Origin of the sequence: Ruania albidiflava DSM 18029 (assembly GCF_000421225.1) — a bacterium.
Classification (GTDB): Bacteria; Actinomycetota; Actinomycetes; order Actinomycetales; family Beutenbergiaceae; genus Ruania; species Ruania albidiflava.
This window is the reverse complement of the sequence record NZ_ATWL01000005.1, coordinates 154,090-174,064: the sequence shown is the minus strand read 5'-3', so window position 1 is coordinate 174,064 and position 19,975 is coordinate 154,090. Positions and strand designations below refer to the sequence as shown.

Genomic DNA, 19,975 nt, shown 5'->3' with positions numbered 1-19,975 from the left:
GGACATCGGGGCGGACTGCTGCGCTGGGCCACGTAGGCTGGAGGGGTGGCAACTGGTGGTGGTTTCGGTGACTGGCTGCGTGCCGGCACACGGCCGCGGCTGCTCGGGATCCTGGTGATCCTGCTGGCCGGCGCCGCGCTGTGCATCCGGCTCGGTGCCTGGCAGCTGGACCGTGCCCAGGAGCGCGGTGAGCAGGCGGCCGCCGTGGAGCAGGCCTCCCAGGAGGGCGCCGACCCGGTGCCGCTGGCGGAGGTGGTCGCCCCGCAGAGCGGGTTCACCCAGAACATGGTCGGTAGGCACGTGCAGGTGGTCGGCGAGTACGTGCCCGAGAAGCAGTTCTTCGTGGCCGGCCGCGAGCTGGACGGCACCGACGGCTACTACCTGCTCAGCGCGTTCGAGGTGGACGGCACCGGCGGCGCAGTCCTGCCCGTGGTCCGCGGCTGGGTGCCGGAGGCAGACCCGGCCTACCTGGAAGCGCCCGCCGGGCAGGTCGAGCTCACCGGGTACCTCGCCGGCTCGGAGGCGGTCACCGGTGGGCTGGACCCGGACCTGCCCACCGGCGCGCAGGTCGGGCTGGTCAGCGCTGCGCAGCTGGTGAACGTGTGGGGCGGGCCGATGTATGCCGGTCAGCTTCGTCTCGGAGCGGAAGACCCGCCGGCCGCGACCGGTGCGCTCGCGGCCATCGAGCCGATCGGGCCACCGGTGATCGAAGACGCCGGACTGAACCTGCGGAACCTCGCCTACGCCGCAGAGTGGTGGATCTTCGGGGGCTTCGCCCTGGTGCTGTGGTGGCGGATGGTGCGCGACGAGGTGCGGCACCTGCGCGAGGAGCGCGCCACCGCCGCCGTCAAGCGGGCACCGGCTGACCAGGCGTCTGAGGTGCACGAAGGGGTCTGAGGCACCCGAGGACTGGCTCAGACGTCCTGCCGTACCTCTGACACGTGGGCAGCTCAGTCGGCGGCGAGATCTGCGGCGAAGGCCGACGCAGCCTCGTCGATCGCCGCCTCCGCTGCACCGAGCTGCTCGGCGACCACCGCTGGGGCCTCGGCCGGCGGTGCTGTTCCCTGCCCGGCGGCCAACGACTCGCACACCTCGGCCAGCTCGGCCAGCGGGCACTGCGTGCGCAGCGCCTGCGCGAACATCGCCTCGGCCTCCTCGACGTCGTCGACCGTGTGCGCGGTGACCAGCAGCGGGTAGGTGCCGCAGAACTGCCGCACTGTGGCCGCCGGTCCATCCAGCGCCTGCTGGAACGTGGTCAGCGCCGCGAGGTCTGCCTCGAAGTCGGCGGTCTGTTCCTCGCTGGCCGTCACGTCGGTAGGCAGGGCCGGCGGGCCGGGCGTGCTGTCCACCTGGTCGGCGAACGCGGTCAGCCGGGTGCACGCGTCGTTCACCTCGTCCAGCGACTCCACTGCCGCATCCCTGCCGATCGGGTGCAGCGCAGCCCCGGTGACCACGTCGGTCAGGGCAGGACCCTCCGGCAGGACGAGCGTCTGCATCTGCTCCGTCTCCCACTCGGCGAGGTCGTCCTGCCAGCTGGTCAGCGCCGCGTCCTGCTCCTCACCGCCTCCGTGGGTGAGCGCTACGGCGACCACGACCGCGATCAGCACCCCGACCACGCCCGCTATCGCCCACCCGCGCATGACGGCCAGGGTAACCGAGCGCCCCTCGCCCCTCGGTGACGGCCGGGGCCTGTGCCGCACTGCTGGCCATGTGGGTGAGAATGGGGACATGAGCGAGGGTGAAGCCGCAGCCAGCGACGTACAGGAGATGAAGGCCCGGGGCGCGTTCTCCCGGTACCGGATCATGGCGTTCGTCACCGGCGGGATGCTGCTCCTGCTGTGCCTGGAGATGCTGCTGAAGTACGTGGTGCAGGTGAACGGGCCCGGCGAACCGGTGATCGGCTCCTGGGTGGCGTTCGTGCACGGCTGGATCTACGTGGTGTACGCGGTGACCGTGTTCGACCTGTGGAGCCGGATGCGCTGGGGCTTCGGCCGGATCGTGGTGCTGATCGCCGGTGGCGTGGTCCCGGTGCTGTCCTTCGTGATGGAGCAGAAGGCGCACGGTTGGACCGAGGGCACGCTGGCCGCCCGCCGCGGAGAGGCCGCACCGGAGGCCTGAGTCGCGTCCTTCCGGCACGACGGCGCAGCTCACCTGCTGTGGTCCGCCCACCTTCGCGGATGGTCGGTGTCACACTCGCGACGGCGTCGCTCACCTGCTGGTGCTGCGTATCCTTGACCTGTGAGCGCTCCAGCACAGCCCCGCCCCGTCCTCGTCGTCGACTTCGGAGCGCAGTACGCGCAGCTGATCGCCCGCCGGGTGCGGGAGGCGCAGGTCTTCTCCCTGGTGGTGCCGCACACCATGCCGGTGGCGGACATGCTCGCCAAGGATCCGGCCGCGATCATCCTCTCCGGCGGGCCCGCCTCGGTGTACGCCCCGGGTGCCCCTGCTGTGGACCCGGCACTGTTCGACGCCGGGGTGCCGGTGCTGGGCATCTGCTACGGCTTCCAGGCGATGGCCAGCGCCCTGGGTGGCGTGGTGGCGCACACCGGTGCCCGGGAGTACGGCGGCACCAGCGTGGACGTGGACGAGGCCGGCACCCTGCTGGCTGGTTCCCCTGGTGCAGAGACCGTCTGGATGTCCCACGGTGATGCGGTGCACGCCGCCCCTGAGGGGTTCCAGGTGCTCGCCACCTCCAGCTCCTCCCCGGTGGCCGCGTTCGAGAACGCCGACCGCCGCCTGTACGGGATGCAGTGGCACCCGGAGGTGAAGCACTCCGAGCGTGGCCAGCAGACCCTGGAGAACTTCCTCTACCGGGGCGCCGGGCTGGCCCCGGACTGGACTCCCGGGAACGTGATCGCCGACCAGGTCGCCGCCATCCGGGAGCACGTAGGTGAGGCCAAGGTGATCTGCGCTCTGTCCGGCGGGGTGGACTCCTCAGTGGCAGCAGCGCTGGTGCAGCGCGCCATCGGTGACCAGCTCACCTGCGTGTTCGTGGACCATGGGCTGCTGCGGGCCGGTGAGGTGGAGCAGGTCGAGCAGGACTTCGTGGCCGCCACCGGGGTCCAGCTGAAGGTGGTGGACGCCCGGGACCGGTTCCTGTCCGCCCTGGCCGGGGTGAGCGACCCGGAGACCAAGCGCAAGATCATCGGCCGCGAGTTCATCCGCGTGTTCGAGGACGCGGCCCGCGAGGTCGTCGCCGCAGCGCACGACAGCGCCGGTGAAGACGTGAAGTTCCTCGTCCAGGGCACGCTCTACCCGGACGTGGTGGAGTCTGGCGGCGGTGAGGGGGCCGCGAACATCAAGTCCCACCACAACGTCGGCGGGTTGCCCGATGACCTGCAGTTCGAGCTGATCGAGCCGCTGCGGGACCTGTTCAAGGACGAGGTGCGGGCGGTGGGCCTGGAGCTGGGTGTGCCCGAAGTGATCGTCTGGCGGCAGCCGTTCCCCGGGCCTGGCCTGGGCATCCGGATCGTGGGCGAGGTGACCGCCGAGCGGCTGGAGACCCTGCGCGCCGCGGACGCCATCGCCCGCGAGGAGCTCACCGCAGCGGGCCTGGACCGGGACATCTGGCAGTGCCCGGTGGTGCTGCTGGCGGACGTGCGCTCCGTGGGGGTGCAGGGGGACGGGCGCACCTACGGGCACCCGATCGTGCTCCGGCCGGTCTCCTCCGAGGACGCGATGACCGCCGACTGGAGCCGCCTGCCCTATCCGCTGCTGGCGCGGATCTCCACCCGGATCACCAACGAGGTGCCCGAGGTGAACCGGGTGGTGCTGGACGTGACCAGCAAGCCGCCGGGCACCATCGAATGGGAGTGAGCGCGGCGCGGGCGGTGTTCGGGAGGTAGGTCGAGCGGTGCACGATCGGGCTGGCCCACCTCGGGACGCCGCGAGGCTGCTCGAAGGCTTCGCCTCAGTGTGGATCAAGATCTAGCCAGCGACGCGGCCGAGGTCGAGGCCCGCTCTGCACACCGCGGCGGGCATGATCCCGGGAGGAGATGATCACCCTGTGCCGTCGTTGAGTCATGCCTGGGACCGTACTGCGGAGGTGTGACAGCGCACGACCGCGCGACGGTCAGCGGCCGGCGATCCGCGTCGCCTCGGCGTAGGCGTCCTCCACCTGCGCCAGCACCTGCGGCCACACGGTCACCGGTGGCGTGGTGCGGTTGTGCGCGACGATGCCCTCCAGCAGGCCGGGTTCGGTCACCAGGCGCACCAGCCCCTCGGTGAACGCCTCGTCATCGGCGGCGAGCAGGCCACTGACCTCGTGCTCCAGCGTCTCCGCCGCCCCGGACTGGGACCGGGAGAGCACCGCTAGCCCGGCGGCCTGCGCCTCCTGCACCGCCACCGAGAACGTGTCCGCCACCCCGGGGGCGAGGTAGATGTCCGCCCGGCCGTACAGCTCCTGCAGCTCGGTGCGGGTCAACCGCCCGGGCAGGCTCACGGTCTGCTGCAGGTGGTGCCGGTCGACGATGCGGGCCGCCTCGGCCAGCTGCGGTCCCTCGCCGGCGATGGTCACCCGGAGCGTGTCACCGGGAAGCTGGGCGACCGCGTCCGCGCAGACCTGCAGCAGCGGCAGCACCCGCTTGCGCGGTGCGAACCGGGTGGCCACCACAGCGTGCACCCGCGGGTCGGTGCGCTCGCCCCGTTCGGTGCGGGGCACCTGCCACTCGGTCAGGTCCACCCCGTTGTGCAGCACCCGCACCTGCCCGCGATCACCGACCAGCGTTCGCAGCGGTGCCGCGCCGAGCTCGCTCACCGAGGTCCACAGCACCGGCCACCGGGTCCAGCCGATCAACCGGTCCAGGGCGGCGAAGGCGACCTGGTACCGACCGAGCACGCTGTGCAGGGTGAACACGGTCGGCACCCGGTGCCGCACCAGCGTGGGGAAGGTGGCCTGCGTGACCGGGGCGAGGATGCCGGTGTGCAGGTGCGCCACCTGTGGCCGGAGCCGGGCGAGCAGCCTGTCGAAGTGGTGCGCACCCCGGGGGTGCACCGGCAGCTGGCCGGGCATCCGCGCCGCGACCCGGTGGATCGTCAGCGGTCCGTCGTGCTCGGTGCGCTGCCCGCGGTCGCCGCGAGCGGCCGGGGTGGTGGTGAGCACGTGCACCTCGTGCCCGGCCCGGGCCTGACGGGAAGCCAGCCCGTGCACCTGGGCCTCGATCCCGCCCATCCGCGGCAGGTAGGAGTCGGTGATGTGGGTGATGCGCACGCGGTGATCCTCTCATCACCGTCGCCCGGCGTGGGTGAGACCCCTTGTGCTCACCCACGCCGGGCAGTCTCAGCGCTTGCGGCCGCCGGCGAGCAGCGAGCCGACCAGCAGGGTCAGCCCGGCCACGGCGAGGATGCCGATGAACACCAGCTGCAGGTCCAGGCGCACGCCCAGACCGACGGCGATCACCACCACGCCGAGGAGGGCGATGACCAGGCCCCAGGCGATGCTGCGCATCCGGGGCCCCCGGGCCGGCTCGGGTTGCTGCGGGCCGTCGTAGGTCACGGTCGGGCCGTCTCCCAGCGTGGGGCGGTGCGCTCCTGTGCTGACGGTCTCGGTCGGTTCCGCGAACTCAGCGGACTCGGCCGGCTCGAGCGGTTCGGTTGCCGCGGGATGGGTCTGGCCGGTACCGGGTTCGCCGAAGAAGTCGGTCTCCGGTGGGCTGGACGTCGTCGGGGTGCGCATCATGTCCTCCGTGGGGGTCGGGTCTGAGTCGTCGTTGGCTGGGATGGGGTGGGTGGGGTCGGTCATGGCACCTCCCGGATGTTGATCGAACCGAAGGCGACGTCGATGTTGACCTCGATCGGTTCGGTCTCGGCGGCCTCCGGGGAGGTCAGCTCCGCGACCAGTGGCCGGGTACCGATCCACCCGAAGTCGGTGTGGCTGCTCAGGGTGCGGGGCTCGCCGCCCACCTCGGCGGTCCAGTCGTCGAGGTTGAGGGCGGTGATCTCGCCCTGCCCGGTCGCGGTGACCGTCACCGGCATGCCGTCCGGGACCAGCAGCGTGACCTCACCGGCTGCCATGTCGATCTCGATCGGTGTCGTCACGGTCTCCTCGACCAGGTCGCTGAGGTCCACCTCGAGGCTGCCGGCCGTCAGCCGGTAGCCGTGGCCGGTCTCGGCGGTGCTCTGCGGAGTCCAGGAGTGGTCGCCGTAGCTGGCAGTGTCCACGAAGTTGTAGCCGCTGAACAGGTTCGTGGTGATCGCCCAGGGCACCAGCACGATCGCCAGCAGGGTGCCGACTACGCCGAGCGAGGCGGACCGGCGGCCGAGCAGGCCGGCGACCGTGGCACCCAGCCCGATCACCACCAGCGCACCGCCGAAGGCGATCAGCCAGGGCCTGGTGGTCCAGTCGAGGTACTCACCGGCCAGTACCAGCCCGGCGATCGCCAGCAGCGCCAGCCCGAAGGTGAGTCGCACCAGCGTCCGGCCCGGGCCGGGCCGGGCCGGTGGCCTCGGTGGTTGGGGTGCGGGTGCGGGAACCGGCGGAGGAGGTGTCGGCGGCGCGCCGCCGTGTCCGGTCGAGCCGGCGCCCTGGTCGGCCGCCCCACCGCCGTGCGTGTCCTGGCTGCTGGTCCAGGCGCTGTGCTGGGAATGGGCAGCCGGCGCCTCGGCAGTGGGTGCCGTGCCCACGTCGTCCGCACTGGTGCCAGCCTCGGGCCCGGGTTCCTGGTACGGGTCGGACTGCTGCTCGGTGTGCGGCTCGGCACCCGGTGCGGCAGCCGCGTCGGTCCACGGCCCATCAGCCCACGGCCCGGCTGCGGTCTGCTCCGGGCTGGAGCACCCGCGGGGCGTGTGGCGCCGTGCTCCCGGTGCAGCAGCTGGTCCCGCAGCAGGCGGGACCGGCCCGCCCTGCCCAGGGTGCGTCGTCGAGAACGGGACGGACCCGCCCTGCCCGGGCTGCGCCGTCGAGGACGGGGAGCTGCCCGAGCTGCGCACCGCAGCGACCACCACCACCACGAGAGCGACCAGTGCCACCATCCCGATCATGTACGGGATGCCGAACCAGCCGTCCCACCAGAAGCCGACCCGGGAGAGCCCGATCACCGTGAAGACGATCGCTCCCACCAGGGCGGCGTCGAAGCGACCGCGGATCGCCTCCTGCAGGTGGATGCGCCCGTCCGCGGCCTCCGGGAGCAGCGCCCACGCGAGCCCGTACACGAGCAGCCCAAGACCACCGAAGAGAGTGATCACCAGGAACACGCCGCGCACGATCAGCGGGTCGATGCGCAACCGAGCGCCGATCCCGCCGGCCACGCCGCCGATCCAGCGCTCCTGGCTGCGGGGCAGGTTCATCCGGCGCAGGGAGTCGAAGAATCCGTCCATCGCGCCGGGTCCTGCCGGCGGAGGTGGGGGAGGTGTGGAAGTCATACCCAGAAGTCAACCTTCCGCAGCGCTCCAGCGGTATCGGGGGACACCCTGACCTGTCCCTGATCCTGGCGGACCGGGATCGGCGGGGCAGGTCCGGAAGGTCCCTGAAATCCGCGCCAGAGAGCCGAAGATGTGCCTTCGGACACGTTCTGCGGCGATGGACCGTGCCACGATGGCACCGTGACCACACCACCGCCGGGGACCCCGGCCGCGTTCGCGGGTGCCGACCACCAGGTTGGCCGACTCCCGCTGCGCCGGCCGCTGTCCGGGCGCGTGCTGCTCGGGGTGTGCGCCGGGTTGGCCGCACACCTGGGCGTCCGACCGCACCTGGTCCGCTGGCTCTTCGCGCTGCTCACGCTCGTGGCGGGCGCCGGGGTGGCGCTCTACCTCTGGTTCGTGGTGACCGTGCCGATCGGCGACCCGCGCGCCGCTGCCGAGGAGTCCCGCCCCACCCGGCTGACCCGGCTCGTGCCGCGGCTACGGGCTGGCACCACTTCCCGCCCCACCGGCGACCTGGTGGTCGGCGGAGCGCTGTTGCTGGTCGCGGCCCTGCTGCTGGCCCTGCAGACCGGTGCAGCCGGTGGGATGACCTGGGTGCTGCCGCTGCTGGTGCTGGTTGCCGGTGCGGGCCTGGCCTGGAGCCAGCTGGACGCAGTGGAGAAGCAGCGCCTGGCCGGGGAGCCGGTGCGGCGCCGCTCGGTGGTGCTGCGCGTGGGCGGCGGAGTGGCGCTGGCGATCCTCGGCGTGATGATCTTCGTGGCCCAGGGCCGGCCGATCGGTGACGTGGTCACCGGTGTGCTCGCCGGTCTGGCGATCCTGGCCGGTACCGCGTTCGTGCTCGCCCCCCTGGGGCTGCGGCTGTGGCGGGACCTGGTGGCAGAACGGGCAGCCCGGGAACGGGAGGCGGAACGCGCCGACATCGCCGCCCACCTGCACGACTCCGTGCTGCAGACCCTCTCCCTGATCCGCTCCCGCGCGGACGACCCGCAGTTCGTGCGGCAGATGGCCCGCGGGCAGGAACGCGAGCTGCGCGAGTGGCTCTACACCGACCGCCCGGAGGAGGGTGACTCGGTGGCGCAGGCGCTGCGGGACGTGGCCGCCGAGGTGGAGGACGCCCGCGGGGTGCCGATCGACGTGGTCACCGCCGGGGACACCGCCCCGGACGAGCGCACCACCGCACTGGTCGCCGCAGCCCGGGAGGCGCTGATCAACGCGGTGAAGCACGGTGCGCCCCCGATCTCGGTGTACGTGGAGGTCGGTGCCGACATCACCGAGGTGTTCGTCCGCGACCGCGGCGAGGGTTTCGACCTGGAGACCATCCCGGAGGACCGGCACGGCATCCGGGGTTCGATCTATGAACGGATGGCCCGGCACGGCGGCCGCGCCGGCATCCGCACCGGCACCGACCGCGGCACCGAGGTACACCTGTCCATGCCGCACGCAACCAGCTCAGCAGGGCACGCGACCAGCCCGTCAGGAGGGGACCGATGACGTTACGAGTGGTTCTGGTGGACGACCACCGGATGATCCGCACCGGGGTGCGCAGCGAGCTCGAGGCCGACCTGGAGGTGGTCGGTGAGGCTGCTGACGTGCCGTCCGCGATCGCCGTGGTCCACCAGCAGCTGCCGGACGTGGTGCTGCTCGACGTGCACCTGCCCGGCGGGCAGGGCGGCGGTGGGGCCGAGGTGCTGCGCGGCTGCGCGGACGTGCTGGACCGGGTGCGGTTCCTCGCGCTGTCCGTCTCCGACGCCGCTGAGGACGTGGTCTCGGTGATCCGCGCCGGTGCGCGAGGGTACGTGACCAAGGCGATCATCGGCGCCGACCTGTCCGATGCGATCCGCCGGGTGGCCGGCGGCGACGCGGTGTTCTCCCCGCGGCTGGCCGGCTTCGTGCTGGACGCCTTCGGCACCGCACCCGCGGACGTGGCCACCGCCGACGACGAGCTGGACCGTCTTTCCGCCCGCGAGCAGGAGGTGATGCGGCTGATCGCTCGCGGGTACACCTACCGGGAAGTGGCCAGCGAGCTGTTCATCTCCATCAAGACCGTGGAGACGCACGTCTCGGCGGTGCTGCGCAAGCTGCAGCTGTCCTCCCGGCACGAGCTCACCCGCTGGGCGGCGGTACGCCGGCTGCTCTGACCGGCTGCCCAGGTGTCTGCAGCACGGATCGGCATCTGCGGTGCTCCCGGGAGTGCATCCAAGTCCGATCCGTGCTGCAGACGGCCGTCTGCCGGAGCGCGCGACCGGGCCGGCCCGCGCTAGCGTGGAGCCATGACACGTATCGCCATCATCGGCGGCCACGGCAAGGTCGCCCTCCGGCTCGCCCGCCTGCTCACCGACCGCGGTGAGGAGGTCACCGCCGTCATCCGCAACCCCGACCACACCGCCGAGGTGGAGGCCACCGGCGCCCGTGCGGTAGTCGCTGACGTGGAGACCCTGTCCGGCACCAAGATCGCCGAGGTGATCGCCGGGCACGACGCGGTGGTCTGGTCCGCCGGCGCGGGCGGCGGGAACCCGGATCGCACCTACGCTGTGGACCGGGATGCCGCGATCCGCACGATGGACGCCGCCCAGCTCGCCGCCGTGATGCGGTTCGTGATGGTCTCCTACCTGGGGGCGCGCACCGACCACGGGGTGCCCGAGGACTCCAGCTTCTTCCCCTACGCCGAGGCCAAGGCGGCCGCCGACGAGCACCTGCGCGGCACCGCCCTGCACTGGACCATCCTGCAGCCCAGCCGGCTCACCGACGAGCCCGGGACCGGCCGCATCACGCTGGCCGACGAGCGCGGTGACATCACCCGGGACGACGTGGCCGCCGTGGCTGCCGAGGTGCTCACCCGACCGGACACCGCTGGCACCACGATCCCGTTCGTCAACGGTGAGACCAGCATCACAGCAGTTCTGGACCAGGTGGCCGCCCGGAGGTCGACCCCGCCGGTGAACTGACGTAGCGTCAGAACCATGGAAATCGTCTACGGGATCGTCCTCGTCCTGCACCTGATCGGTTGGGCCCTCGTTCTCGGAGGCGCGATCTACGGCCTGCGCGAGTCCACGATGAACAAGGGCATGCTGCACGGCATCCTCACCGCGCTGGTCGCAGGTCTGATCATGATGGGCCTGGGCTCGGCGGGCGTTGCCGGACCGGAGCCGAACAACATCAAGATGGGCATCAAGCTGCTGATCGCCCTGGTGGTCACCGGCATGGTCATCTACGGCGACCGGAACCAGGAGAAGGTCACCAAGGGCTACCTCGGCGGTATCGCGGGCCTCACGGTGGCCAACGTCGCCATCGCCGTGCTCTGGTAGGAGCCCTTTCCGCGTTCGACGGCGGGGCCAGGCCTGGTCTGCCGCGCTAGCCTGGTGTGGTGCGTGCAGAGCTGCTCACCGTCGGACCTCGCGGGCGGCGGCTGTGCCTGGATCTGGCCTGCCGGCTCGATCACGTGCTCTCCTACGCCGCGTTCGACCGGGGCTACGAGCTGGATCCCGGCAAGGGGACCTCGGTGCAGCGGCTGATGGCGTTCCCTCCGGGGACGACGCAGGAGGAGATGGACGCCGCCCGAGCAACCGAGGATGCCCGTCCAGTACCCAGGGTCGCCGAGATTGCCGGGCTGTTGACGCAGGTGCCGCTGCCCGCGGCCGGCCCGAGCCAGGTGCACGTCGCCGAGGCGCTCGCCGACTCGGTGGCCACCGCGATGTACTGGCAGCCTCCGGACGGCCAGGACGTGCTGGCCGGGCACGGGGAGCTGGACGACGGCCTGGCCAGGGTCGCCGCCTGGCTGGCCCCGCACGCCCCCGACTGGTGGACCGCGCCGATGGCCGATCACCAGTGGGCGCTCGGCTGGTGGGGCCACGACCCGGGGGAGCGCAGCGGCTCGGTGACCGAGTGGCGCGACCGGGCGCTCGCCGAGGAGGAGCGCTCGGCCAGGATGCGCCGGGAGAACCGGGTGGACTATCCGGGGGAGGGCTGGTCACCGACCCCCGGCCTGCGGCCGGCGGACGTCGATGCCCCGATCTCCGGCACCTGGTGGTCCTTCCCGGACGGCGTGCAGTCCACCCGTGCGGTCGAGGGTGTGCCGCTCGGTCTTGACCTCACCGAGGACGCTGGCGGCGCCGAGGACGTGCAGGTCGCCGCGGTCCAGTCGCGTGCGGGCGCGCGCGTGCTGGAGATCGACGACCCGCAGGTGTGGGTGGACCTGTGCCGGGCGCACCCGCTGGAGGTGACCTGCTCGCGCCGGCACGACTGGTACCGGGTCACCGGCCGGGACGGGCGCTGGGTGGTCCCGGACTGGGCGGCGGTCGCCGAGACCTACGACGCGGTGCACCTGACCACTGCGGCCTACCTCGCCGGTGCCACCCGTGCCCTGGCGGTGGACGCAGAGACGGCGACCATGATCGCCGGCTGGGGGCCGGATGCCACCCAGTGGCTCACGCCCGTCCAGATCGGCCCGGCGCACTCGAGGGGCTATGACCAGCGGGCCGAAGCCTGGGTCGCACGCTGACCGGTTCCCTAGCCCTCTGCGGCCGGCCGGTAGGCCTCCACCACCTGGTCGTTGATGTGCCGGAGCTCCTCGTCGGGCACGTCGTGCTCCAGGATCCAGCGGCGGTGGGCCTGCTCGATGCTCTCGGCGAAGGTGCGGGCCCAGCGGGCGTTGCCCCGCTCCTCGTCCGGGAGGAGCAGGTAGCGCTGCGTGGCGACCTCGCGCACGAGATCACGGTTGACCTCCCAGCTCTTCGCGAGCCGGTCGGCGGCGATGATGCCGACCTCGTCCGGGGTGTAGTCGGGGAACGTGATCCGGTGCGGAACACGTGAACGGAGCCCGGGGTTCCGGTCGAGGAGCTGCTCCATGTCCGCGGTGTAGCCGGCGAAGATCGTCACGAAGCTCGACCGGTTGTTCTCCAGGGCGGTCAGCAGGGTCTCCAGCGCCTTGGGCCCGAAGTCGTTGGCGCTGTCGCCAGAGCTCATCTGGTACGCCTCGTCGATGAACAGCACCCCACCCATCGCCTGGTCGATGACCTGGCTCGTGCGCTGCTCGGTCTGACCGATGTACCTGCCGATCAGGTCTCTGCTGGGGTTCACCTCCTCCACGTACGAGCGCTCCAGGATGCCCAGGGCGTGGAACAGACCGGCGATGATCCGCGCCACCGTGGTCTTTCCCGTGCCCGGGCCGCCGGCGAACACCATGTGGTACGAGGGCTGGGAGGTGATCACCCCGGCGCGAGCGAGCCGGCGGTCCGCCTGCACCTGCACGGTCAGGTCGCGCACGAACTCCTTGACCGGCTCCAGGCCGAGCATCCCGTCGAGCTCGGCCAGCAGTTCCTCGATCCGGTCCTCCTTCGACGCAGCGTCACCGCCCGCGAAGGTGTGCAGGTCCTCGTCCAGGATCGATGTGGTGTCGCTCGCCCCGGTCTCCACGACGCGGGAGATGAGCACCTTCTGCAGCTCCTCGTTCCGGTTGCGGATCCACCGGCCGTTCGACCGGTCGCTGGTGGCGGCGTACTTGCGCCGGATGATCTGCCCGTACAGCTCTTCGTCCAGGGTGTAACCCTCAGCGGCGAGCATGGACAGCCCGATGTCCACGATCTCGCTGTCGGTGTAGTCCTCGAACTCGAACTCGTTCGGGATACGGGAACGGAGCCCGGGGTTCATGCCCAGGAGCCCCTGCATCTTGTCCGCGTAGCCGGCGAAGACCACCACGATCTCCGACCGGTGGTCCTCCATGAACTTCAGGATGGTATCGACCGCCTGCTGGCCGTAGTTCGTGCCGCTCTCCTGGTGCAGGCCGTAGGCCTCGTCGATGAACAGCAGCCCGCCGAGCGCATCGTCGAGCACAGCGCGGGTCTTCTGTGCGGTCTCGCCGATGTTCGGGGAGATGAGCTTCTCCGGATCGACCTCCCGGAACTTCGCCGACGGGATGACGCCAGCCTCGTGCAGCGCCTGGCCCAGCAACCGCGCCACGGTCGTCTTGCCGGTCCCCGGGCCGCCGAGGAACATCGAGTGCAGCGTCATCTCCACACCGGGCAGGCCCTGCGCCTCCCGCGCCCGGTTGAACTCGACGGTCTGCAGGAAGGAGCGGATCTGCTTCTTGACCTTCTGCAGTCCCAGCAGGGCGTCGATCTGCGCCATCGGGTCGCCGGTCCCGGCCTCGTCCTGCCTGGTCTCGTCCTCCGGCCGGGCCCGCACGTCGCTGCCGTTCGGTGCGGGCGCGGGATCGTCGCCGGCCGGGGCAGCCGCCGCTACCTCCGACGACGTCTGCACCGTCTGGTCGGGTTCGTCGCCTTCCGCATCGAGCACCTCGACCCAGTCGGGCACGCGGTCGACGGTGCCGTCGCCGCCCACGCGGACGTAGGCACCGTCGGCCGCGACCAGCTCGGTCATCGCGAACGTGCCGCCACGCACGTCCACTGCGAACTCCGGGTCGTCGGAGACGACCCGGTCGAGCTCGACCCTCGCCCCGGTGCTCACCACGCAGGCGAACTTGCCGGGTTCGAGGTGGTGTCGCAGCTCGCTGTGGGACTCGACCACTGTGTTCTCGTCGGCGAAGATCCCGGAGAACCCGCAGTCCGACAGCTGCGCGGTGCCGCCGTCGCTGAGCTGCGCCGCACCGACCTCGCTGCTGGTCGCCACGAGCTCACCGCCGGCCACGTTGACCGAGGCTGCGAAGTCCTCCTCCGAGCGTCCGGTGAGTTCACATCCGTCCATCATGAGGCGCCCGTCTTCGACATGCACGGGATAGAACGCGCCCGCGCCCCGCTGGTCGACCTGCACAGAGGAGAGCGTGACCTCGCTCCCGCCGGACACCCGCAGGTAGTTGTGCTCGGGAAGTCCGGACAACGTCAGGTTCGCCACCGAGCGTGCCGTACCGTCCTGGGCGGAGAGTGACGCGGTGAGGCGGATGTTGCCAGCCCTGCCCTTCCCCTGCAGGTCGAAGTCCAGCACCACGGCGTCGGGGATGGTGTACTCACCCTCCTCCAGCAGCAGGGTGTCACCTTCCCGCAGCTGGGACTGCACCGCGGCCCAGTCCAGTCCGGCGTCGGCGCGCCAGGTGTGCACCGTCGGTGCGGCGGGCGCCGGCTCAGCACGGTCGGGCTCGTCGTCATCGACGATGTGGACGATGTCATCGGGTGCGTGCACCAGCCCGCGTCCGGAGGTGTGCAGGACGACCTTCTCGGTCTCGGCGCCCGGAGCGGGCAGGAACGAGGCCAGCCGCAACAGGCTGTTCTCGACCACCCCTTCGGTCCAGCCGTCGGTGGCGCGGAGCGTCGCCAGGCTGCAGGTGGACTCGTCGGCGAGCACCAGCACGCGCCGGTTCGCGGCGTTCCCCATCTGGACGACGTCGCGCGAGGTCACCCGGCTGGCGTCCTCCAGCAGCAGGCAGCCCATCACCGCGTTCGAGAGCGTGCCGGTCCCGCGCTTCAGCTGCACGATGCTGGAGCCGCAGTGGGTGTCGGTCAGCCAGATCGAAGCACCCGCCTCGACGAGCACGGACGTGCCCAGCGGAGTGTCCTTCGAGGACGAGGTCCAGATCCGCGAGCCGGCCATCGTCAGCGACCCGCGGTCGACCCAGATTCCGACGTAGCGCGCGGTCGGATCGCTCGCGACATCGACGTTCTCCAGATCGACGCGCGCCCGCTGGCCGTTCACGTGGATCGCGGTCTTGAACGGAGCGGAGCGCAGCGTGAGGTTCGACATCTTCAGGTGACCGGTCACGTTGAACGCGGTCTCGATCACCACCTCGGTGCGCTCGCCAGCACCGGTCATCACCAGGTTCCCGATCGTGAACCCGTCCGGCACCTCGTAGGTGCCCGCATCCAGCACGAGCACGTCACCGGGCCGTGCTGCGGTGACCGCGCTGAACAGGTCCCTGCGGAGGAATCCGCTGCCGACTCGGATCGTGCTCACTTCCTGGATTCTCCCTCGTGCTCTCGAGCGGGCTGCCCCTGGGCAAGATTCACGTTGTGAGGGTATCGGCACCGTGGCACTGCCTCGGCCACGGCCGGCCGGATCGTCCATCGGCACCCGGTGTCGGCGCCAGCACGTAGGCTCGTTCCCGACATGACCTCACTGTTCGACGACCTGCCCATGTTCGCCGGCGCGCCCCCGCTCGGCGCCGACTCCCACCTGCCCGGCCCGCCCGCGGCCGAGGAGGCCGACAGCGGGACCCAGGCTCCGCCGTCACTGGCTGCTGAGGCCCTCCTGGAGGGCCTGAACCCGCAGCAGCGGGCGGCTGTGGTGCACGAGGGCGGGCAGCTGCTGATCATCGCCGGCGCCGGTTCGGGCAAGACCCGCGTGCTCACCCACCGGATCGCCTACCTGCTGGCCACCGGCCGCGCGCGTCCGGGGCAGATCCTGGCGATCACGTTCACGAACAAGGCCGCTGCGGAGATGCGCGAACGGGTCGCCGAGCTGGTGGGGGACCGAGCCCGGACCATGTGGGTGTCCACCTTCCACTCCGCCTGCGTGCGGATCCTGCGCCGGGAGGCGAAGACGCTCGGGCTGCGCTCCTCCTTCTCCATCTATGACGCCGCCGACTCCCAGCGGCTGATGACCCTGGTCTGCCGGGAGCTGGACCTGGACCCGAAACGGTTCCCACCGAAGGCGTTCAGCCACCGGGTCTCGGACCTGAAGAACGAGCTGATCGACCCGGACGCCTACAGCGAGTCGATCTCCGAGAACAACCCGAACGAGGCGAACCTGGCCGCCGCCTACCGGCTGTACACCGAGCGGCTCCGGCAGGCGAACGCGCTGGACTTCGACGACCTGATCATGACGACCGTGAACCTGCTGCAGGCCTTCCCCGCGGTGGCCGAGCACTACCGGCGCCGGTTCCGGCACATCCTGGTGGACGAGTACCAGGACACCAACCAGGCCCAGTACGTGCTGGTCCGTGAGCTCACCGGGGTCCCGGAGCACGACGGCGCAACCTCACCCGGTCAGGACGGCTCACCTGCCGCTCCGGCCGAGCAGGGCGCGCCCACCCTGCCGCCGGCTGAGCTCACCGTGGTCGGCGATGCCGACCAGTCCATCTACGCCTTCCGCGGGGCGAGCATCCGCAACATCGTGGAGTTCGAGACCGACTACCCGCAGGCGCGCACCATCCTGCTGGAGCAGAACTACCGGTCCACGCAGACGATCCTGTCCGCGGCGAACGCGGTGATCTCCCGCAACGAGGGCCGGCGGGTGAAGAACCTGTGGACCGACTCCGGCGAGGGTCCGAAGATCGTCGGCTACGTCGCCGACCACGAGCACGAGGAGGCCCGGTACATCGCAGGAGAGATCGACCGGCTGGTGGACGCCGGCGAGATCGTGCCCGGCGATGTGGCGATCTTCTACCGCACCAACGCCCAGTCCCGGGCGCTGGAGGAGGTGCTGATCCGGGTCGGGCTGCCCTACAAGGTGGTCGGCGGCACCCGGTTCTACGAGCGCCGGGAGATCAAGGACGCGATCGCCTACCTGCGGGCGATCATCAACCCGGACGACTCGGTGAGCATCCGGCGCATCCTGAACGTGCCCAAGCGCGGGCTGGGGGACCGGGCCGAGGCGATGCTCGCCGCGCACGCCGAACGGGAGCGGATCTCCTTCGGTGCCGCTGTGGACGACCACGAGAACGTGCTCGGCCTGGCCACCCGGTCGATGGCAAACGTGAAGGCGTTCGCCGGGCTGATCGGCGGGCTGCGGGAGCTCGCCGAGGGGGGCGCGACGCCGGCGGAGGTGCTCGATGCGGCCCTGGACCGGTCGGGTTATCTGGCCGAGCTGCGCGCCAGCAGCGACCCGCAGGACGCCTCCCGGGTGGAGAACCTGGCCGAGCTGCACGCCGTGGCCGCTGAGTTCACCGCTGCGGAGCCGGACGGCGACCTGGGCGACTTCCTGGAGCGGGTGGCACTGGTGGCCGATGCCGACCAGATCCCGGAGAACGACGACGGCAAGGGCATGGTCACGCTGATGACCGTGCACACCGCCAAGGGGCTGGAGTTCCCGGTGGTGTTCGTCACCGGTCTGGAGGACGGCACGTTCCCGCACCAGCGGTCCCTGGCGGACTCGGCCGAGCTGGCCGAGGAACGCCGGCTCGCCTATGTGGCCCTCACCCGGGCCCGGGAGCGGCTGTACCTGACCCGCGCTGCGGTGCGCACCACCTTCGGGCTGCCGAACGAGTTCCCGGCCAGCCGGTTCCTGGCCGACGTGCCGGAGGAGCTGGTGCACTACGAGCGCGCCGAGGCGTCCTCGACGACACTGCGGGGTGGGTCGTTCACCGGTGGTGGGGCGATCGGCTCCGGTACAGGTCGGCGTGGCTCGCGTGGCCCGTCCCGGCCGGCGGCGCGGACGACGCGCGGTGAGGGAGCGCCGTCGTTCGGGTCGGCGACCCCTCGGGCGGACGTGCCGAGCCTGGACGTGGGCGACCGGGTCACCCACGACGCCTACGGGATGGGCCGGGTGGTGGCCCTGGAGGGCACGGGGAGCAACGCCGTCGCGAAGATCGACTTCGGCGAGAGCGGGACCAAGCGGCTGCTGCTGCGCTACTCCCCGGTGACCAAGCTGTAGGTCGCTGCTCCGGCCGCCTGCTCGATGGTGGCGCTGTACCCCCAGCTGCGCGCCGGTCGCCGCCTCCGCCCCGGGTGCCGAACGCTCGCCTCCGCGACCTGAAATGTTTCAGAGGCCGCGGAGGCGAGCGTTGGCGAACAGAGGGGAGAGCGGTCAGCCGAGTGCTGCGGGGACCAGCTCGGGCTGATCCTGCTCGGCCGCCGGGGTGAACGGGGCCACGTCCTGGGTGCAGGTCGCCCCGTCGGTGGTCTGCCGGTCGATGAGGTAGTCCTCGATCGCCGCGTTCGCGCACGAGCTCGGCGTCATCATCGTGGTGTGCCCGTAGCCCTCCACGGTCAGCATCGCCGCGTTCGGCCACTTCTGGGCGTACGGCTCGGTGAACTCATACGGGGTGGCCGGGTCGTACCGGGTGCCGATCACCAGCACCGGGGCGTCGCTGGACTGCTCCCACGGCCCGGTGTAGGCGTCCTCGTCGCTGACCCCGACCGTCTCGCACTGCGAGCCCACCCAGGCCCGCGCCGGACCGAAGTGCGGTGCCTCCTCCTCGGCGGCCGCGGCCTGGGCCGGGTAGTCGGCCAGCGTGCCGGGGTTGTGGGTGTCCATGCACATGCTCGCCAGTGCCCCACCGACCGAGGCGTAGTCCTCCAAGAACCCGATCTTGCGCAGGAAGTCCCGGATCGAGTCCGCACCGGTGGACTGGGCGGAGAACGCCCGGTTCTGCTGCTCGGGCTCGACCAGGGCGGCCAGGGTGGCGGCCAGGTCGGACCACTGCGTCGGGGAGTACATCGACTGGAACACCAGGTAGACGGCGTCGTCGTAGCCGATCTCCGTGGTGGACCCGTCCGGCAGTGGCACCTCGGCCGGGGTCTCCTTCAGCTGGTCGAACAGCTCCTCTACCACCTGCTCGGGATCACCGAGCCCGGCCAGCGCACAGTTCTGCGGTCCGGCCTCGCCGCACAGCCGGAGGAACTCGTGGTAGGTCTCGTCGGTGGCGACCGCCTGGCCCATCCGGCGGCCCAGGCTGCGCTCGTCGCCCTCGCCGACCCATGCCTCCGGGTCCACCGTGCCGTCCAGCACCATGGTGCGGATCCGGTCACCGAACAGCTGGCCGTAGGTGGCGCCGAGGATGGTGCCGTAGGAGTAGCCCACGTAGTTCAGCTGCTGATCGCCCACCGCCTGGCGGAGCAGGTCCATGTCCCGGGCGACGTTCGCCGTCGACGAGGTGGCGATCCGGTCCCCGGAGACTGCGGTGCAGGACACGCCGAGTGTGACGGTCTGGGCCATGAACCGCACCTCTTCGCGGTGGCCCACCGGGAAGGCCTCCATCTGGGAGGCGAACGCGTTCTCCGTCTCCTGGTCCGGGAAGCAGGTGACCGGGTCGGAGGTACCCACCCCGCGCGGGTCGAAGCCGATGATGTCGAACTGAGCACGCACCTCCTCGGTGAACAGTGAGCTGCCGAGCTGGTGCAGCGACTCCACACCCGGGCCGCCGGGTCCGCCGAAGTTCAGGAACAGGGAGCCGATCTTGTGCTCCGGGTCGGTGGCCGGCAGCCGGGTCATCGCGATCGTGGTGGTTCGCCCGTTCGGTTCGTCGTAGTCGCTGGGTACCTCCACGCTGGTGCAGTCGAACTGCTCGAGCCCCTCGCCGCACGCCGCCCAGTCCACCTCGGGCACCGGCGCCTCCACCTGGGCGGCATCAGCAGGAACGCGTGCCTCGTCGGAGCGATCGGCCGGCTGCGCACCTCCCGGCTGGGCACTCCCCGGTTGCGCGGCGGCCGGTGTGCTCGCCCCGAGGAGCAGCATCGCTGCGGCGGCGACACCGGCCAGTGGTGCTGATCTGCGGACCCTCACGTTGCGTCTCATGCACTCTTGGTAACAATGCGACGACAGGCTGGACAAGCATCTGGGGTGAGGTTCACCACAGCGACGGAGCGCCTCGGTGGTCGAGGTCCTTCGTGTGGGCGAGACGGGTCCATCACGAGGAGGACAGGGCACTCCGCGATTTGTCCGTGCATCTGCGGCGTGACTGTGGCAGAGTCCACCGCACTCGACGAGGCCGACCCGCTTGCTCGAGTCGTCG

Annotated in this window: 15 protein-coding genes; 9 read left to right on the top strand and 6 right to left on the bottom strand. The window is 71.2% G+C overall.

Translation table 11 applies throughout. The features are described from left to right. The first annotated feature begins 45 nt into the window (after positions 1 to 45). A complete protein-coding gene (locus K338_RS21355) occupies positions 46 to 897 on the top strand; it encodes an SURF1 family protein (protein WP_022917718.1) in 852 nt (283 codons plus the stop codon). Between the two features lie 53 nt (positions 898 to 950). Here the strand turns inward: K338_RS21355 and K338_RS0108310 are convergent, their stop codons facing one another. Further along, positions 951 to 1,640 carry a hypothetical protein gene (locus K338_RS0108310; RefSeq protein WP_022917717.1) on the bottom strand — a complete coding sequence of 230 codons (690 nt, stop codon included), beginning with the start codon at positions 1,638 to 1,640 and terminating at the stop codon, positions 951 to 953. A gap of 88 nt (positions 1,641 to 1,728) precedes the next feature. Between K338_RS0108310 and K338_RS21350 the strand changes: the two genes are divergently transcribed. Together K338_RS21350 and guaA are read left to right on the top strand one after the other, a co-directional pair. Then, positions 1,729 to 2,118, top strand: coding sequence for a DUF3817 domain-containing protein (locus tag K338_RS21350; RefSeq protein ID WP_022917716.1), 390 nt, complete (start codon positions 1,729 to 1,731; stop codon positions 2,116 to 2,118). 120 nt (positions 2,119 to 2,238) lie between these two features. Continuing rightward, on the top strand, positions 2,239 to 3,816 hold the full coding sequence (gene guaA, locus K338_RS0108300) for a glutamine-hydrolyzing GMP synthase (protein WP_022917715.1): 1,578 nt from the start codon (positions 2,239 to 2,241) through the stop codon (positions 3,814 to 3,816). A gap of 256 nt (positions 3,817 to 4,072) precedes the next feature. On the opposite strand, the gene K338_RS0108295 is transcribed toward guaA, so the two are convergent. The 3 genes from K338_RS0108295 to K338_RS25970 all read right to left on the bottom strand — a co-directional run bounded on the left by K338_RS0108295 (position 4,073) and on the right by K338_RS25970 (position 7,359). Continuing rightward, a complete protein-coding gene (locus tag K338_RS0108295; RefSeq protein ID WP_022917714.1) occupies positions 4,073 to 5,209 on the bottom strand; it encodes a glycosyltransferase family 4 protein in 1,137 nt (378 codons plus the stop codon). A gap of 69 nt (positions 5,210 to 5,278) precedes the next feature. After that, positions 5,279 to 5,740: a hypothetical protein gene (locus tag K338_RS0108290; RefSeq protein WP_022917713.1), complete on the bottom strand. Its 462-nt coding sequence runs from the start codon at positions 5,738 to 5,740 to the stop codon at positions 5,279 to 5,281. After that, positions 5,737 to 7,359, bottom strand: a complete 1,623-nt coding sequence (locus tag K338_RS25970) for a PspC domain-containing protein (protein ID WP_084480773.1) — start codon at positions 7,357 to 7,359, stop codon at positions 5,737 to 5,739. Before K338_RS25970 ends, K338_RS0108290 begins: the two co-directional genes overlap by 4 nt. 180 nt (positions 7,360 to 7,539) lie before the next feature. Between K338_RS25970 and K338_RS21345 the strand changes: the two genes are divergently transcribed. The 5 genes from K338_RS21345 (at position 7,540) to K338_RS25505 (ending at position 11,857) form a co-directional block, all read left to right on the top strand. Beyond that, positions 7,540 to 8,850 (top strand): ATP-binding protein, encoded by a 1,311-nt coding sequence (locus K338_RS21345; RefSeq protein ID WP_022917711.1) that lies wholly within the window; start codon positions 7,540 to 7,542, stop codon positions 8,848 to 8,850. After that, on the top strand, positions 8,847 to 9,497 hold the full coding sequence (locus K338_RS0108275; RefSeq protein ID WP_027286596.1) for a LuxR C-terminal-related transcriptional regulator: 651 nt from the start codon (positions 8,847 to 8,849) through the stop codon (positions 9,495 to 9,497). Before K338_RS21345 ends, K338_RS0108275 begins: the two co-directional genes overlap by 4 nt. A gap of 132 nt (positions 9,498 to 9,629) precedes the next feature. After that, positions 9,630 to 10,304 (top strand): SDR family oxidoreductase, encoded by a 675-nt coding sequence (locus K338_RS0108270; RefSeq protein WP_022917709.1) that lies wholly within the window; start codon positions 9,630 to 9,632, stop codon positions 10,302 to 10,304. 15 nt (positions 10,305 to 10,319) lie between these two features. Beyond that, positions 10,320 to 10,664 (top strand): hypothetical protein, encoded by a 345-nt coding sequence (locus K338_RS0108265; RefSeq protein ID WP_022917708.1) that lies wholly within the window; start codon positions 10,320 to 10,322, stop codon positions 10,662 to 10,664. Positions 10,665 to 10,723: 59 nt separating this feature from the next. Beyond that, positions 10,724 to 11,857 (top strand): hypothetical protein, encoded by a 1,134-nt coding sequence (locus K338_RS25505; RefSeq protein WP_022917707.1) that lies wholly within the window; start codon positions 10,724 to 10,726, stop codon positions 11,855 to 11,857. 8 nt (positions 11,858 to 11,865) lie between these two features. On the opposite strand, the gene K338_RS24400 is transcribed toward K338_RS25505, so the two are convergent. Continuing rightward, a complete protein-coding gene (locus K338_RS24400) occupies positions 11,866 to 15,258 on the bottom strand; it encodes an AAA family ATPase (RefSeq protein ID WP_022917706.1) in 3,393 nt (1,130 codons plus the stop codon). A gap of 153 nt (positions 15,259 to 15,411) precedes the next feature. Between K338_RS24400 and pcrA the strand changes: the two genes are divergently transcribed. After that, positions 15,412 to 17,895, top strand: coding sequence for a DNA helicase PcrA (gene pcrA / locus K338_RS0108250; protein ID WP_022917705.1), 2,484 nt, complete (start codon positions 15,412 to 15,414; stop codon positions 17,893 to 17,895). Between the two features lie 153 nt (positions 17,896 to 18,048). On the opposite strand, the gene K338_RS0108245 is transcribed toward pcrA, so the two are convergent. Further along, positions 18,049 to 19,758 (bottom strand): alpha/beta hydrolase, encoded by a 1,710-nt coding sequence (locus tag K338_RS0108245; protein ID WP_084480765.1) that lies wholly within the window; start codon positions 19,756 to 19,758, stop codon positions 18,049 to 18,051. Positions 19,759 to 19,975 lie beyond the last annotated feature (217 nt).